12 protein-coding genes and 1 tRNA gene are annotated in these 15,517 nt (G+C 67.8%); 3 read left to right on the top strand and 10 right to left on the bottom strand.

The window, feature by feature from the left end; all coding sequences use genetic code 11:
- Positions 1-76: 76 nt before the first annotated feature.
- Positions 77-1,900, bottom strand: coding sequence for a bifunctional metallophosphatase/5'-nucleotidase (locus ACQP09_RS06480; protein ID WP_433396661.1), 1,824 nt, complete (start codon positions 1,898-1,900; stop codon positions 77-79).
- A 146-nt stretch (positions 1,901-2,046) separates the two neighbouring features.
- Between ACQP09_RS06480 and ACQP09_RS06475 the strand changes: the two genes are divergently transcribed.
- The gene (locus ACQP09_RS06475) at positions 2,047-2,772 is read left to right on the top strand and encodes an SIMPL domain-containing protein (protein ID WP_433396660.1); all 726 of its coding nucleotides are present in this window, start codon (positions 2,047-2,049) and stop codon (positions 2,770-2,772) included.
- Between the two features lie 120 nt (positions 2,773-2,892).
- Complete coding sequence (pyk, locus tag ACQP09_RS06470) at positions 2,893-4,332, top strand: pyruvate kinase (RefSeq protein WP_433396658.1); 1,440 nt, start codon at positions 2,893-2,895, stop codon at positions 4,330-4,332.
- A gap of 6 nt (positions 4,333-4,338) precedes the next feature.
- Here pyk and ACQP09_RS06465 read toward each other — a convergent pair whose 3' ends face one another.
- Complete coding sequence (locus tag ACQP09_RS06465; RefSeq protein ID WP_433396656.1) at positions 4,339-5,115, bottom strand: transcriptional regulator; 777 nt, start codon at positions 5,113-5,115, stop codon at positions 4,339-4,341.
- Positions 5,116-5,224: 109 nt separating this feature from the next.
- A tRNA-Leu gene (locus ACQP09_RS06460) sits at positions 5,225-5,299 on the bottom strand.
- Positions 5,300-5,396: 97 nt separating this feature from the next.
- On the opposite strand from ACQP09_RS06460, the gene ACQP09_RS06455 reads away from it, so the two are divergent.
- On the top strand, positions 5,397-6,053 hold the full coding sequence (locus tag ACQP09_RS06455; RefSeq protein WP_018512090.1) for an ANTAR domain-containing response regulator: 657 nt from the start codon (positions 5,397-5,399) through the stop codon (positions 6,051-6,053).
- A gap of 80 nt (positions 6,054-6,133) precedes the next feature.
- Here the strand turns inward: ACQP09_RS06455 and ACQP09_RS06450 are convergent, their stop codons facing one another.
- The 7 genes from ACQP09_RS06450 to ACQP09_RS06420 form a co-directional block, all read right to left on the bottom strand.
- The gene (locus ACQP09_RS06450) at positions 6,134-6,850 is read right to left on the bottom strand and encodes an ABC transporter ATP-binding protein (protein ID WP_433396654.1); all 717 of its coding nucleotides are present in this window, start codon (positions 6,848-6,850) and stop codon (positions 6,134-6,136) included.
- Positions 6,847-7,839, bottom strand: a complete 993-nt coding sequence (locus ACQP09_RS06445) for an ABC transporter ATP-binding protein (protein ID WP_433396653.1) — start codon at positions 7,837-7,839, stop codon at positions 6,847-6,849. The genes ACQP09_RS06450 and ACQP09_RS06445 overlap by 4 nt, the downstream gene beginning before the upstream one ends.
- A gap of 2 nt (positions 7,840-7,841) precedes the next feature.
- A complete protein-coding gene (locus tag ACQP09_RS06440) occupies positions 7,842-9,680 on the bottom strand; it encodes a branched-chain amino acid ABC transporter permease (RefSeq protein ID WP_433396651.1) in 1,839 nt (612 codons plus the stop codon).
- Complete coding sequence (locus tag ACQP09_RS06435) at positions 9,677-10,606, bottom strand: branched-chain amino acid ABC transporter permease (protein ID WP_326706399.1); 930 nt, start codon at positions 10,604-10,606, stop codon at positions 9,677-9,679. Before ACQP09_RS06435 ends, ACQP09_RS06440 begins: the two co-directional genes overlap by 4 nt.
- Positions 10,607-10,702: 96 nt before the next feature.
- On the bottom strand, positions 10,703-11,935 hold the full coding sequence (locus ACQP09_RS06430; RefSeq protein WP_433396649.1) for a branched-chain amino acid ABC transporter substrate-binding protein: 1,233 nt from the start codon (positions 11,933-11,935) through the stop codon (positions 10,703-10,705).
- A 631-nt stretch (positions 11,936-12,566) separates the two neighbouring features.
- Complete coding sequence (locus tag ACQP09_RS06425) at positions 12,567-13,037, bottom strand: PaaI family thioesterase (protein WP_433396648.1); 471 nt, start codon at positions 13,035-13,037, stop codon at positions 12,567-12,569.
- An 89-nt stretch (positions 13,038-13,126) separates the two neighbouring features.
- Positions 13,127-15,409 (bottom strand): FdhF/YdeP family oxidoreductase, encoded by a 2,283-nt coding sequence (locus ACQP09_RS06420; protein WP_433396646.1) that lies wholly within the window; start codon positions 15,407-15,409, stop codon positions 13,127-13,129.
- Positions 15,410-15,517: the final 108 nt, after the last annotated feature.

The following is a 15,517-nucleotide window of genomic DNA, read 5'->3' as shown; positions in this document are numbered from 1 at the left end:
CGCACGGCAGACACAGAACGGCCCGGGACTCCACCACACGGAGACCCGGGCCGAACGAACAGCACACCGCCCAGAGTTACGGGAACACCGGCGTCCCCTCACGCGTCAGCCGCCACCCCACCGAAGCGAACGCCGCCGGATCCACCGACCCCTTCGCCTGCACCCACCCGATGATCGTGTTCCGGATCTCATCCGAATTCGCCCACACCTGCTTCGCCCCCGGCACATGCGGAAAATTACCCCCACCGCTCGCCCGGTAATTGTTCACCGCGAACACGAACCGCGCCGCCGGATCCACCGGCCTCCCCCCGAACGAAAGCCCCACGATCCGCGACCCCACCGGCTGAGCGATATCGATGTCGTACGTCACCCCCGACACCGCGTCATAGTTGTAATCCGGAATCCCGTCCGCATTCGTCAGCTTCGCCGTATCCACCGGACCACCCGGAGCGGTCCGCACGTAATACCGCGCCGAATACTCCAGATACTCCTTCAACTGCGCACCCGTCAGCAGCCGCGCCTCCAACGTGTTCTCGAACGGATACAGCCCCGCCGCATCCCGGATCGTCACCTCACCCGCCGGAATCCCCGCCGTACGCGAGAAGCACGACGCCTGCGACAACACCGGCAGCTCCGCGTACTCCCCACCCGCCAGCGCCGCCGCCACCGTCTCCGTCTGCACCTGGTTGATCAGATCGATGATCGGCTCGTCCTTCCACGGCGCGTCCGCCGTCGACATCGCCACCACCGACGTACCGATCACCTGATTGACGTACGCCACCACCTTCCGGTGCTCCCCCCGCAACAGCGAGACCACCTTCCGGTCCTCGGCCACCGCATTCGAATTCAGCACCTGCGAACCGGCCTTCTCGACCGTCCAGCGCCCCTTCTCCCACACCAGATCGAAATCGAAAACCGTCAGCCGCTGCCCCCACTTCGCCGGCTCCGACAGCACCACACGCTTCCCAGTCTCCTTGTTCACCACAAAATGCTCGGCGATCTCCACATGCGCGTGCCCCACCAGAATCGCGTCGATCCCCGGCACCTGCTCCGCCACCAGACCCGCCGCATTCTCGACGTACGGCAACTGATCCCCGTACGACGACGTCCCCGACGAACCCGAATGCGCCGACACGATCACCACATCAGCACCCATCGACCGCAGCCTCGGCACCCACTTCGCCGCCTGCTCCTCCAACCCCGGGAACACCATCTTCCCGCCCACATTCACCTTGTCCCAGATCGCGATCCCCGGATTCGTCAACCCGAGAACCGCCACCCGCACATCACGCCCGAACGGCGTCCGCAACCGCTTGATCACATACGGGGCGAACGCGGGCCGCAACGTCCTCGCATCCAGCGCATTCGCCCCCAGCAGCGGAAAATCACACTGCTCCTCGAACTTCCGCAGCACCGGAATCCCGTAATTGAACTCGTGATTCCCCAGCGCCGCCGCGTCATAACCGATCGCGTTCATCGCCTTCGCCATCGGATGCACCGGACCACGCCGCGCGGTGATCGGATCGACCTTCGCGTAGTAGTACGACAACTGCGTGCCCTGGATCGTGTCGCCCGCGTCGATCAACAACGTGTTCCGGCGCCCCTTCTCCCGGCGCACCTGATCCACCAGCGTCGAGATCTTCGCCAGACCGATGTCGTTGCGGGCCGCGTCGTCGTACTCCTTGTCGGTGAAGTAGTCCCAGTTGAAGACGTTCCCGTGCAGATCGGTCGTGCCCATGACGGTGAAGGAGTACCGCCGGCCCGGCCGCCCATGACCGTGACCGTGGCCCCGGCCCTGCGCCCGAGCCTCACCACCCGCCACCACCACACCGGCGGCACCCGCACCGACAGCGGCCGAACGGCCCAGAAACGTCCTACGGTCCCACCGGTCCAACGCCATGCTTCTCACTCCTCGTTCAGTAGGGCAACGCGCGTAGATTCTGGCCCGCCCCCGTCACACGCAACACCCCCGGCAGATGAGGATCCGATGACCACCCCACACACCTCCTCCACAACCACCCCCGCCCGCCATGCCACAGTGAACGCATGACCGAAACCCCCACACCCACGCCCGCACCCGCCCACCACCCCTACGGCACCCCCGACACCCCCCACATCACCGTCCGAGGCGAAGCCCACCTCGAAGTCGACCCCGAACTCGCCCACATCACCCTCACCACCACCGCCCGAGGCACCGACCGCCGCACCACCCTCGACGACCTCACCCGCCGCAACACCACCACCCTCGACCTCATCAAGAGCTACGGCGACACCATCGAAAAACTCGAAACCGGCACCCTCACCATCAACCCCGAACTCACCCGCCACGGCCGCGCCGAACGCATCCGCGCCTACCACGGCCACATCCAACTCACCCTCACCATCAACGACTTCACCACCCTCGGCGAACTCATCACCCGCCTCGCCGACCAGGAACTCACCCGCATCGACGGCCCCTGGTGGTCCCTCCGCCCCACCTCACCCCACCACGCCACCGCACGCCGCCAAGCCGTCCGCGAAACCCTCCAACGCGCCCGCGAATACGCCGAAGCCCTCGACACCCGCCTCGGCGCCCTCCTCGAACTCAACGACACCGGCACCCACCACACCCCCCTCGGCCGCGCCGCCTTCGCCGAATCCATGCCCTACGCGGCAGCGGCAGGCGGAGCAGAGGCCGCCGACGCCGCACCCGTCGACCTCGAACCCGTACGCCAGACCATCGACGCCCAGGTCGAAGCGTCCTTCACCCTCATCCCCCCGAACCTCGGATAAACGCTCATCAGAGCGGACCGCCGCACAATTCAACACTTGTCAATAACCCTTCACCCAAAGGTTGTTGAGGTGTCATGCCAAGCCAAATACCTACCCGTAGGTAAGGTTTAGGCTCGAACCATGCGCCGAGCAAAAATCGTTTGTACCCTGGGACCCGCAACCGACACATACGACCAGATCAAGGCCTTGGTCGAAGCGGGAATGGACATCGCCCGCTTCAACCTCAGCCACGGCTCCTACGCCGAACACGAGCAGCGATACCACCACGTCCGCAAAGCCGCCGAAGAGACCGGCCGCAGCGTCGGCATCCTCGCCGACCTTCAAGGCCCGAAGATCCGCCTCGGACGCTTCCGCGAAGGCCCCGTACTCCTTGAACGCGGCGACACCTTCACCATCACCGTCGAACCCCTCGAAAACGAAGGCAACGGCGACATCTGCGGCACCACCTACGACGGCCTCGCCGCCGACGTCACCACCGGCGAACGCATCCTCGTCGACGACGGCCGCGTCACCCTCGAAGTCACCGACGTCGACGGCCCCCGCGTCCACACCACCGTCATCGAAGGCGGCATGGTCTCCGACAACAAGGGCCTCAACCTCCCCGGCGTCGCCGTCTCCGTCCCCGCCCTCTCCGAGAAGGACATCGACGACCTCCGCTGGGCCCTGCGCACCGGCGCCGACCTCATCGCCCTCTCCTTCGTCCGCACCGGACGCGACATCGACGACGTCCACCGCATCATGGACGAAGAAGGCCGCCGCCTCCCCGTCATCGCCAAGGTCGAAAAACCCCAGGCCGTCGAGAACATCGACGACATCGTCGCCGCCTTCGACGGCATCATGGTCGCCCGCGGCGACCTCGGCGTCGAAATGCCCCTGGAACAGGTCCCGATCGTCCAGAAGCGCGCCATCAAACTCGCCAAGCGCAACGCCAAACCGGTCATCGTCGCCACCCAGATGCTCGACTCGATGATCGACAACTCCCGCCCCACCCGCGCCGAAGCCTCCGACGTCGCCAACGCCATCATCGACGGCACCGACGCGGTGATGCTCTCCGGCGAGACCAGCGTCGGCAAGTACCCCATCGAGACCGTACGCACCATGTCCCGCATCGTCGAAGCAGCCGAGGAAGACATCCTCGCCAAGGGCCTCCCGCCCCTCACCGAACGCAGCAAACCCCGCACCCAGGGCGGCGCGGTCGCCCGAGCCGCCGCCGAGATGGGCGACTTCCTCGGCGCCAAATTCCTCGTCGCCTTCACCCAGAGCGGCGACACGGTGAAACGCCTCTCCCGCTACCGCTCACCCATCCCGCTCCTCGCCTTCACCCCCGACGAAGCGACCCGCGCCCAGCTCAACCTGACGTGGGGCGTCGAGACCTTCCTCGGCCCGAAGGTCGACTCCACGGACGCGATGGTCGCCCAGGTCGACGAGGAACTCCTGCGCATCGGCCGCTGCGCGAAGGGCGACATCGTGGTGATCACCGCCGGCTCCCCGCCCGGCGTGGCCGGCTCCACCAACCTGGTCCGCGTCCACCACATCGGCGAGGACGACAGCCCGAAGTAGGGCGGCTCAGTATTTCGGCCCGACGTGCGCATCCATGAGGGCGACGGATGCCCGTCGGGCTACGGAGATGTTGAGCGGTTTGCTACCGCGCGCAAGGGTGGTCCACTCGACGCCTACGGCGGTGAGAGTGTCGCTGAAGAGCTTGCGGATGTCGTCGGACTTGTTGGTGAAGGAGTACCGGGGGTATTCGTAGCGCTTGCGTTCGCCGCGAACCATGCGCGTGGCCCAGTTGATGATGCGACAGCCGTCGGAGTGGATGAGCCCACGGATGAATTCCCAGGGGTGGGCGTCCACGATCTGCTGCTGCCAGGGTTCGAGGACGATCCGGCGGTCGTGCTTCTTGCCGGGGCCGTGCTGGGGGAAGAGGCAGGGCCAGTGCTTGCTCCAGCAGGTGACGTTCTTGCAGCCTTCCCGCTGAAGCCGGAAGACCTTGTTGTCCGGTCGAACAAGCTGTACGGCGTCTGCGCACGCGTCGATGAGCCCGGGCCAGGCGTCATCGCAGGCGATCCGGAGAAAGTGCACCCCGCGTCGAGAAGTGCTGATCCAGCCGTCTCCGAGGTAGAGCCCCAGTAAGTAGGCGTACGCGGACGGGTTCTCGATCGCCGTGGGTTCCTCGGAGCACCTCGGGCAGGGTTTGCCCCGGTCCGTTTCGAGCGGTTCGAGGCGCGTCTGCCAGGAGCGGATCGCGGCGCGCGATATGCCGGTCTGCTTGCTCACGGAATTGAGGCTGCGGCCCTGGGCGACCAGAGCCAGAACTCGCTCGCGGGTTCTCACGTCGTACATGCTGCCGAGTTTCGCCGTGGAGGCGGCTTCCCGGCCTGAAATGGCACAGGCGTACCCAGATCAAGTGAAGTTCGCCGAATCGCCTTGCGCCTTGGAATCCAAGGAAAAGTGCCCCAGGTGGGATTCGAACCCACACTGTCCGCTGTTTGAGAGCGGCCTCTCTAACCAGTTGGAGTACTGGGGCCTTAGAAAGGAAGGGTCATTGCTGCCCTGCGCGTCACTACCTTACAGGAGCTAGGTAGGCTCGTGGCAGCAGTATCTGCCCCATATCAAGGAGCCCCGTGACCACCCCCGAGTCGCCCCAGCCCGTAGACGCCGTCGACGACGACAAGTCGCACGTCCCGCCGCTGACGACCCGCGTCGTCATCGCCGAGGACGAGGCCCTCATCCGCCTCGACCTCAAGGAGATGCTGGAGGAGGAGGGCTACTCCGTCGTCGGTGAGGCGGGTGACGGGCAGCAGGCCGTCGAGCTGGCCCGGGAGCACAAGCCGGACCTGGTCATCCTGGACGTGAAGATGCCGGTCCTCGACGGGATCTCCGCCGCCGAGAAGATCGCCGAGGAGTCCATCGCGCCCGTCCTCATGCTCACCGCCTTCTCGCAGCGCGACCTGGTCGAGCGGGCCCGGGACGCCGGGGCGATGGCGTACCTGGTGAAGCCGTTCAGCAAGAGCGACGTCGTGCCGGCCATCGAGATGGCCGTCTCCCGGTTCGCGGAGCTGAAGGCGCTGGAGAGCGAGATCGCGGACCTGTCGCAGCGGCTGGAGACCCGCAAGCTGGTGGACCGGGCGAAGAGCATCCTGCAGACGGATTACGGGCTCTCCGAGCCGGCCGCGTTCCGGTGGATCCAGAAGACGTCGATGGACCGCCGGATGTCGATGCAGCAGCTGGCGGAGGCGCTGATCGCGGACGCCGAGGAGAAGAAGAAGGCGGCCGAGTAGCCGCGTACGCACCCAAGCGAAAGGCCCGCACCCGGGAAGAACCGGGTGCGGGCCTCTTCACGTACAGAGGAGAAAGGACCTCAGTCCTCGCCCAGGTACGCCTTGCGGACCGAGTCGTCGTGCAGCAGGTCCTGGCCGGTGCCGGAGAGGACGATGCTGCCGACCTCCATCACGTGCGCGTGGTTGGCGAGCGAGAGCGCCGCCTGGGCGTTCTGCTCCACGAGCAGGATGGTGGTGCCCTGGGCGCGCAGCTCGGTGATGGTCGCCATGATCTTCTGCATCATGATCGGGGAGAGGCCCATGGAGGGCTCGTCGAGCATGAGCAGCTTGGGCTGGGACATCAGGGCCCTGCCCATGGCGAGCATCTGCTGTTCGCCGCCGGAGAGGGTTCCGGAGGCCTGCTTCCGGCGTTCCCCGAGGATGGGGAAGAGGTCGTAGGCGCGCTGGATGTCCTTGTTGATCCCGTCGTTGTCCTTGCGGAGGAAGGCGCCGAGGCGCAGGTTGTCCTCGATGGACATGCGGGGGAAGATGTGGCGGCCCTCGGGGGAGTGGGCGAGTCCGAGCGAGACGACCTGGTGGGCCGGGATCTTGCGGAGGGACTTGCCGTTGAACTTGATCTGGCCGGTGAGGGGTTTGATCAGTCCGGAGAGGGTGCGCAGCGTCGTGGTCTTGCCGGCGCCGTTGGTGCCGATGAGGGTGACGACTTCGCCTTCTTCGACCTTGAACGAGATTCCCTTGACGGCCTCGATCTTGCCGTAGGCGACGCGCAGGTCCTCGACTTCGAGTAGTGCGGTCATCGGTCGTTCTCCTTGCTGGTGCTCTCGCCGGGGGTGGCGGGAGCGTCCTCGGTGGTGGCCTCGGTCGTGGCCTTCGCCGTGGGGGTGGTGGCTTCCGGGGTGGTGGCCTCGGGGGTTTCCGATGCCGCGGCGGCTTCGGCGGCTTCGACTTCGGCGACTTCGGCCGCGCCGGGGTCGCCTTCGAAGGGTTCGCCGAGGTAGGCGGCGACGACGCGTTCGTCGCCCTGGACCTCGGCGGCGGTGCCTTCGACCAGTTTCTCGCCCTGGACGAGGCAGGCGACGCGGTCGCAGAGGTTGAAGATGAAGCGCATGTCGTGCTCGATGACGAGGACGGCGATGCCCTTGTCGCGGATGGCGAAGATGAGTTCTTCGGCCGCGCGGGTCTCCTGCGGGTTCATGCCGGCGGTGGGCTCGTCGAGGAGGAGGAGGCCGGGTTCGCTGGCGAGTGCGCGGGCGATCTCCAGCTTGCGCTGTTCGCCGTAGGGGAGGTTGCGGGAGAGGTGTTCGGCCTTGTGGTCGAGGCCGACGAACTCCAGCAGTTCCATGGCGCGGGCCTTGGATTCGGCTTCGGCGCGGTGGAAGCCGGGGCCGCGGAGGAGGGCGGACCAGAGGCCTTCCTTGGTGCGGGTGTGGCGTCCGACGAGGACGTTCTCCAGGACGGTCATGTTGGAGAAGAGCCGGATGTTCTGGAAGGTGCGGGCGATGCCGGTCGCCGTGATCTTGAAGGATTTGGCGGGGAGGACGGTGCCCTTGTAGCGGACTTCGCCTTCGGTGGGGATGTAGAGGCCGGTGAGGCAGTTGAAGAAGGTGGTTTTGCCTGCGCCGTTGGGGCCGATGAGGCCGACGATCTCGCCGGAGTTGACGGTGAGGTCGACGGAGCGGACGGCGGTGAGGCCGCCGAAGCGCATCGTGACGCCGCGGGCGTCGAGGACGGTTTCGCCGGGGGTGCTCACGGCTGTGGCCTCGGCGGTGGTGGTGTCGGTGGTCATCGTCAGGCCCCTGCCTTGGTGAGAGTGGCGGGCGCTTCGTCCTTCTCGTGGAATTCGAGCTGTCGGCGGCGGTTGGCGATGAGGCCCTCGGGGCGGAAGCGCATCAGCAGGACCAGTGCGAGGCCGAAGGCGAAGAGCTGGTAGTCGCTCATGAACTGGAGCTTGGCGGGGATGAGGAAGAGCAGTGCGCCGCCGACGAGCGGGCCGCTGATGGTGCCCATGCCGCCGAGGACGACCGCTGCGAGGAGGAAGGCCGAGTTGGGCGGGACGGCGTGGGCGAACTGGTACTGCTCGGGGGTCACGGTGTAGGTGACGTGTGCCTGTACGGCTCCGGCGAGGCCGGCGAGGGTGGCGCCGAGGGCGAAGGCGATGAGCTTGGTGCGGAAGCCATTGATGCCCATGGCTTCTGCGGCTGTCTCGTCCTCGCGGATGGCGACCCAGGCGCGGCCGATGCGGGATTCGGCGCTGCGGCGGAAGACCACGACCACGATGAGGGTGACCAGCAGCATCAGGAAGAAGTAGTTCGCGAAGCGGCCGATGGTGAATCCGGCGATGGAGTGGGTGGCGCCGAAGTCGAAGCCGAAGATGGAGAGGTTTGGGATCGAGGAGATGCCGTTGGAGCCGTTGGTGACGTCGGGTCCGGAGGTGCCGTCGAGGTTGAGGACGGCGATGCGGAAGATCTCTCCGAAGCCGAGGGTCACGATGGCCAGGTAGTCGCCGCGCAGTCGCAGGGTGGGGGCGCCGATGAGGACGCCGAAGACCATGGAGGCGGTGGCGCCGACCAGGATGGCCTGCCAGAACGGCAGCTGGATGCCGAGCGGGGAGGTCGGGGAGCCGGAGACCAGGGCCGCGGCGTAGGCGCCGACGCCGAGGAAGGCGACGTATCCGAGGTCGAGGAGGCCGGCGAGGCCGACGACGATGTTCAGGCCGAGGGCGACGGTGGCGAAGATGAGGATGTTGACGCCGATGGTCGCGTACTGGTCGTCGGACTGGGTGAACGGGAAGGCCGCGGCGGCGACGAAGGCGCCGACGAGGGTCACGTTGCGGTGGCGTGCGGTGAGGGTGGAGACGCGCTGGATGAGGCCGGCTTTCTGGATCGCCGCGAAGCCGAAGCCGGCGGTGATGAGGAAGCCGATGAAGAGCTCGTCGTACTCGGTGGTGATGCCGTAGGTGAAGACGGCGAGGCCGAGGGCGAGGACGACCGCGACGATCAGGATCTCGATGTACGAGGGGAGGGTCTTCGCGGGCGGGGCGGTGGTGGTGGCGAGGGTGCCCTTGTAGGTCGCCCAGCGGTTGCTCAGGTTGTGCTTGAACTGGTCGTAGGCGCTGTCCTCGGGGTCTGCCGGGGTGATCTCGGGCCGCTCGTAGGGCAGGGAGCGGGCGCCGAGCCAGCCGATGAGGGTGGCGACGAGGGCGACGTAGGCGCCGGGTTCGAGGTTGACGACGCCGCCGAGGCTGACGCTGATGGCGATGATCGAGAACCAGGCGGTGGCGAGGGCCGCGTAGGAGGCGAGCCGGATCGCGGGGTCGGCGCCCTGGGGGGTGAGCCAGGTGAGGCCCTTGATCCCGTAGGAGGAGAGGCCGAAGAGGGTGAGGAGGGCGCCGCTGACGAGGACGAGCCACTGGAGGCCGCCGGGGTAGCCGTAGACCGTGAGGTCGCCCGGGAAGGCGGAGGTCCAGGTCCAGGCGAGGAAGGCGGAGACGACGGTGAGTGCGCCGCCGGCGGTGGCGGTGGCCCGGGCTATGTGCGGCGGGAGGGTGAGTGCGCCGCGGTGGGTGGTGGCGGTCGGTGCGGGTGCGGTGACCGTGGTGGTGGTCTGTGTGGTGGTCATGGTGGTCACGCCCTGTCCGCGACGCGCTCGCCCATGATGCCCTGGGGCCGGAAGAGGAGCACGAGGATGAGGAGTACGAACGCCCAGGCGTTGGCCCAGGACTGGCCGCCGAGCTGTTCGAGGCCGGGGACTTCGGCGATGTAGGCGGCGGCCATGGTCTCGGCGACGCCGAGGGTGAGGCCGCCGATCATGGCGCCGTAGATGTTGCCGATGCCGCCGAGGACGGCTGCGGTGAAGGCCTTGAGGCCGAGGAGGAAGCCCATGCGGAACTGGACTTCGCCGTACTTGAGGCCGTAGGCGACGGCGCCGATGGCGGCGAAGGTGGCGCCGAGGGCGAACGCGACCACGATGATGCGGTCGGTGTTGATGCCCATGAGCTTGGCGGTGTCGGGGTCCTGCGCGGTGGCCTGCATGCCGCGGCCGGTGCGGGTCTTGATGACGAAGTAGCCGAGGACGGCCATCGACAGGGGGGCGGCGATGAGCAGGAAGACGTCACCGGTCTGGATGGTGACGGGGCCGAGCTCGAAGGGGCCGCCGGGGATTTCGGGGAAGGTGCGGGCGGACTTGGCGCCCGGGTACCAGGCCCATACGGCTTGCTGGAGGGCGAGCGAGAGGCCGATGGCGGTGATGAGGGGGGCGAGGCGTGGTCCGCCGCGCAGGGGTCGGTAGGCGAATCGTTCCGCTCCGACGGCGATGGTGGTGGCGACGACGATCGCGCCGATGAGCATGAGGGGGAGTGCGAGCAGCACGCTGGTGCCGCTGGGGAGTATGAGCCAGACCGTGAGGGCCCCGAAGCCGCCGGTCATGAAGATCTCGCCGTGGGCGAAGTTGATGAGCTGGACAATGCCATAGACCATCGTGTAGCCGATGGCGACGAGCCCGTACATCGATCCGAGTAGCAGGCCGTTGACCAGCTGTTGCGGCAGTTCGTTCACCGCGGGTCCTCCGTGTCTTTCGCCGGGTATAGAGCAGCGCGGGGCGCCTGGTGTGCGGCGCCCCGCGCTGCCGGTGGTGGGTCAGGCTGGGTGGTGTCAGCTGGTGAGTTCGCCGGACTTGACCGCGGCCCAGGCGCCGTCCTTGTACTCGTAGACGGTGAGCTGCTTGTTGGTGGTGTCACCGAACTCGTCGAAGGAGACCTTGCCGGTCACGCCTTCGAAGTCGACCTTGCCGACGGCCTCGGCGACCTGGGCGCGGGCGTCGCTCGGGAGCTTGCCGTCGTTGGCCTCGACGACGGCCTTGACGGCCTCGATGATCGACCAGGCGGCGTCGTAGGAGTAGCCGCCGTAAGCCTCGAAGGGCTCCTTGTAGCCGGCCTTCTCGTAGTTCGCGACGAACTCCTTGGCGGACGGCAGGGTCTCGATCGGCGCGCCGACCGAGGTGGCGAGGTCGCCCACGCCTTCGGCGCCGGAGAGCTTGATGTACTCGGCGCTGTAGATGCCGTCGCCGCCGACGACGGGGATCTTGGCGCCGGCCTTCTTGATCTGCTTGCTGAGGGGACCGGCCGCGGGGTACTCGCCGCCGTAGTAGACGACGTCGGCGCCGGAGCTCTTGACCTTGGTGGCGACCGAGGAGAAGTCCTTGGTCTCGGGGTCGATGTGCTCGGTGCCGGCGATCTTGCCGCCGAGCTTCTCGAACTCGGCCTTGAAGGTGCCGGCGAGGCCGGCGCCGTAGGTCTTCTTGTCGTCGATGACGAAGACCTTCTTCTTCTTGGCGTCGTTGAAGAGGTACTGCGCCGCGAAGGGGCCCTGGACCGCGTCGGTGGTGGCGGTGCGGAAGTAGGAGGCGAAGGGGCGCTCCTTGGTGCCCTCGTTCCACTTCTGGCCCTGGGTGAGGGAGGGCGAGGTGTTGGCCGGGGAGACCTGGACGAGCTTGGCGTCGGCCAGGACCTTCTGCATGGACTCGCCGACGGACGAGTTCAGCGGGCCGACGGTGCCGAGGACCTTCTTGTTGGCGACGAACTTGCTCGCGTTCTGCTGGCCGGACGACGGCTGGGCCTGGTCGTCGAGGGCCTGGATCTCGAAGGTGACGCCGTCGACGTACTTCTTGGCGTTGGCCTGCTTGACGGCGAGGTCGGCGGAGTTCTTGATGCCGAGGCCGAGGGCGGAGAGGTCGCCGGTGAGCGGGGCGTCGAGGCCGATGACGACGGTCGTGGTGCCGCCGTCGCCGCTGCTGTTGTTGCTGTCGTCGCGCGAACCGCAGGCGGTGAGGGTGAGTGCCCCGGTGGTGAGCACGGCGGTGAGTATGAGCAAAGAACGGTGTCGCACGAAAAGTCCTTTCCCTGGCGCGGCCTCCTCTGCTTGAGGTGCCGTGTCGGTCGCCGGGCCGTTCTGGGGTGGTGCGAGGGACTGTGCAGCTGACGTGCCCGGCGGCGCGGTGACTGGCGGTGACTCTAAGCGCAGCTGGGGGCGTCCGGGACGGGTCGGCGACGGATGTGACGCTCTTGTTATGCCGTTGAGCAAGGCTTGAGGTTTCCGGGTGCGGATGTGTGGCTTTGGCACGGAGTGCGGAGTGACCACATGCTGAGAACGCGCAGCTCTGCTAAGGGGCTTGGGGTGATCTTGGTGCTGACGCGGGGTGGGGGCGGCGTCGGGCGTGCCGGGGTGCCCCGGGGGCCTCGGGCCGGGGTGGGCGGCTGGTTTTCACATTTCGTACTTGTTACGCAGTGTTACGACGGCGAAGGTGCGTTCGAGTTCGCTGAGGCCGATGTGGCTGCTGAGTGGCTCATGGAACGTCGTTCGCCGTCAAGGGTGTTGACCGAGGGTGGTGATCAACGCCGTTGGGATTGGTGGGGGTTTGGCGCTGCCCGGCCGGAATGCGGGGGGCGATTCCGGCCGGGCAGTGGGGTTCTGGCGGCGGTGGTACGGGGGTGACGCGGCGTGCTTCCGGGGTGCGGGGTCAGCCGGCGTCGGGGCGGGGGGCGTCGCGGAGGAGGCAGGTGAGGCGGGCGGTGCAGACCCGCTTGTCCTGTTCGTCGGTGATGACGATCTCGTACGTGGCGGTCGAGCGGCCGCGGTGTACGGGGGTGGCGACGCCGGTGACGAGGCCGCTGCGGGCGGAGCGGTGGTGGGTGCAGTTGAGGTCGACGCCGACGGCGATCTTGTTCGCGCCGCCGTGGAGCATGGAGCCGATGGAGCCGAGGGTTTCGGCGAGGACGGCCGAGGCGCCGCCGTGCAGGAGGCCGTAGGGCTGGGTGTTGCCTTCGACGGGCATGGTGCCGACGACGCGGTCGGCGGCGGCTTCGACGATGGTCACGCCCATGCGTTCGCCGAGGTGGCCGGCGGAGAAGAGGGCGGGCAGGTCGATGCCGAGTGCCGCGTACTCGTCGATGACTTCCTTGGGGAAGAGGGGGGTGGTGTGCTCGCCCATGGGTCCGGCTCCGATCGTCTGCGCTGGTTCATCGCTGTGTGCACTGTTCTTACCAGAGTGCTGAGCGGACGCTTAGGGGGTGGCGGCTTTCAGCCGTTGGCCTCCGCTTCTTCGAAACGGATGACGACCGACTTGCTGGCCGGGGTGTTGCTGGTGTCGGCGGTGGAGCCGAGGGGGACCAGGACGTTGGTCTCCGGGTAGTAGGCGGCGGCGCAGCCTCGGGCGGTGGGGTAGTGGACGACGCGGAAGCCCTCCGCGCGGCGCTCGACACCGTCCTTCCACTCGCTGACGAGGTCGGTGTAGGAGCCGTCGGTGAGGCCGAGCGCGGCGGCGTCGTCGGGGTTGACCATGACGATGCGGCGGCCGCCCTTGATGCCGCGGTAGCGGTCGTCGAGGCCGTAGATGGTGGTGTTGTACTGGTCGTGGGAGCGCAGGGTCTGCAACAGGAGCCTGCCTGCGGGGAGTTCGGGGAACTCGACGGGGGCGGCGGTGAAGTTGGCGCGGCCGGTGGCGGTGGGGAAGCGGCGTTCGTCGCGGGGGGCGTGGGGGAGGGTGAAGCCGCCGGGGTGGGCGATGCGGGTGTTGAAGTCCTCGAAGCCGGCGACGACGCGGGAGATGCGGTCGCGGATGGCGGCGTAGTCGCGCTCGAACTCCTCCCACGGCGTACGGGAGTCGGCGCCGAGGGCTGCGCGGGCGAGGCGGGCCACGATGGCGGGCTCGGAGAGGAGGTGGGGGCTCGCGGGGGTGAGGTTGCCTCGGGATGCGTGGACCATGCCCATGGAGTCCTCGACGGTGACGAACTGCTTGCCGCTCGCCTGGACGTCCTTGTCGGTGCGGCCGAGCGTCGGCAGGATCAGGGCGCGGGTGCCGGTGACGGCGTGGGAGCGGTTGAGCTTGGTGGAGACGTGGACGGTGAGGCGCGCGCGGCGCATCGCGGCCTCGGTGACGGCGGTGTCGGGTGTGGCGGCGACGAAGTTGCCGCCCATCGCGAAGAAGACCTTCGCCTCGCCGTCGCGCAGCGCCTGGATGGAGCGCACCACGTCGTAGCCGTGGTGGCGCGGCGAGGTGATGCCGAACTCCTGGTCCAGGGCGTCGAGGAAGGCCGGTGCGGGCCGTTCGAAGATGCCCATGGTGCGGTCGCCCTGGACGTTGGAGTGGCCGCGCACCGGGCAGACGCCGGCGCCGGGGCGGCCGATGTTGCCGCGCAGGAGAAGGAAGTTGACGACTTCGCGGATGGTGGGCACGGAGTGCTTGTGCTGGGTGAGCCCCATGGCCCAGCAGACGATCGTGCGTTCCGAGGCGAGGACGAGGGCGAGGGCCTGCTCGATCTCGGCGCGGGTGAGGCCGGTGGCGGTGAGGGTCTCGTCCCAGTCGGCGGCTTCGGCGGCCTTGGCGAACTCCTCGTAACCGTGGGTGTGTTCGGTGACGAACGCGGTGTCGACGGCGCCTTCGGTGGCGAGGATCAGCTTGTTGAGGAGGCGGAAGAGGGCCTGGTCGCCGCCGATACGGATCTGCAGGAAGAGGTCGTTGAGCGGTGTGCCCTTGAGCATGCCGTGCGGTGTCTGCGGGTTCTTGAACCGCTCCATGCCGGCCTCGGGCAGCGGGTTCACCGAGATGATCTTCGCGCCCGCGTTCTTGGCCTTCTCCAGGGCGGAGAGCATCCGGGGGTGGTTGGTGCCGGGGTTCTGTCCGGCGACGATGATCAGGTCGGCCTGGTGGATGTCCTCCAGGGAGACGCTGCCCTTGCCGATGCCGATGGTCTCGTTGAGCGCCGAGCCGGAGGACTCGTGGCACATGTTGGAGCAGTCGGGCAGGTTGTTGGTGCCGAACTCGCGGGCGAAGAGCTGGAGGAGGAACGCGGCCTCGTTGCTCGTACGTCCGGAGGTGTAGAAGAGGGCCTCGTCGGGTGAGGAGAGCGCGGTCAGCTCCTCGGCGATGATCGCGAAGGCGCGTTCCCAGGTGATGGCCTCGTACCGGTCGGCGCCTTCGGGGAGGTAGACCGGCTCGGTGATCCGGCCCTGCTGGCCGAGCCAGTAGCCGCTGCGTCCGGCGAGGTCGGCGACCGGGTGTGCGGCGAAGAAACCGGGCGTCACGCGGCGCAGCGTCGCTTCCTCGGCGACGGCCTTGGCACCGTTCTCGCAGAACTCGGCGGTGTGCCGCTTGTCGCCTTCGGGCCAGGCGCAGCCGGGACAGTCGAAGCCGTCCTTCTGGTTGACCTTGAGGAGGGTCTGCGCGGTGCGGCGCACGCCCATCTGCTGCTGCGCGATGCGCAGGGAGTGGGCGACGGCGGGCAGGCCGGCGGCGGCGTGCGGGGCCGGTTCGACCTGCGGGGCGTCCTGGACCGGGTCACCTGTGGGCGGCTTGCTGGCCATGATGCTGCTCCCCTTCGAGCGCTTCTTCGGCGGTCGTGTGTCCTCACCATCGATCCTGTCACGCCTCCGCAAGGCCGTGCCGGTCCGGATTGTCAGTGGGCCGTGGCA

The organism is Streptomyces sp. CA-146814 (assembly GCF_050942385.1).
In the GTDB taxonomy this organism is placed as follows: domain Bacteria; phylum Actinomycetota; class Actinomycetes; order Streptomycetales; family Streptomycetaceae; genus Streptomyces.
This window is presented reverse-complemented; position numbering and strand designations above follow the sequence as displayed.

Excerpts from the sequence above, each read along its gene's own strand:
- ACQP09_RS06480 (WP_433396661.1), bottom strand. The coding sequence starts at position 1,900 with ATGGCGTTGGACCGGTGGGACCGTAGGACGTTTCTGGGCCGTTCGGCC.
- ACQP09_RS06475 (WP_433396660.1), top strand. The coding sequence starts at position 2,047 with ATGACCGAAACCCCCACACCCACGCCCGCACCCGCCCACCACCCCTAC.
- pyk (WP_433396658.1), top strand. The coding sequence starts at position 2,893 with ATGCGCCGAGCAAAAATCGTTTGTACCCTGGGACCCGCAACCGACACA.
- ACQP09_RS06465 (WP_433396656.1), bottom strand. The coding sequence starts at position 5,115 with ATGTACGACGTGAGAACCCGCGAGCGAGTTCTGGCTCTGGTCGCCCAG.
- ACQP09_RS06450 (WP_433396654.1), bottom strand. The coding sequence starts at position 6,850 with ATGACCGCACTACTCGAAGTCGAGGACCTGCGCGTCGCCTACGGCAAG.
- ACQP09_RS06445 (WP_433396653.1), bottom strand. The coding sequence starts at position 7,839 with ATGACCACCGACACCACCACCGCCGAGGCCACAGCCGTGAGCACCCCC.
- ACQP09_RS06425 (WP_433396648.1), bottom strand. The coding sequence starts at position 13,037 with ATGGGCGAGCACACCACCCCCCTCTTCCCCAAGGAAGTCATCGACGAG.
- ACQP09_RS06420 (WP_433396646.1), bottom strand. The coding sequence starts at position 15,409 with ATGGCCAGCAAGCCGCCCACAGGTGACCCGGTCCAGGACGCCCCGCAG.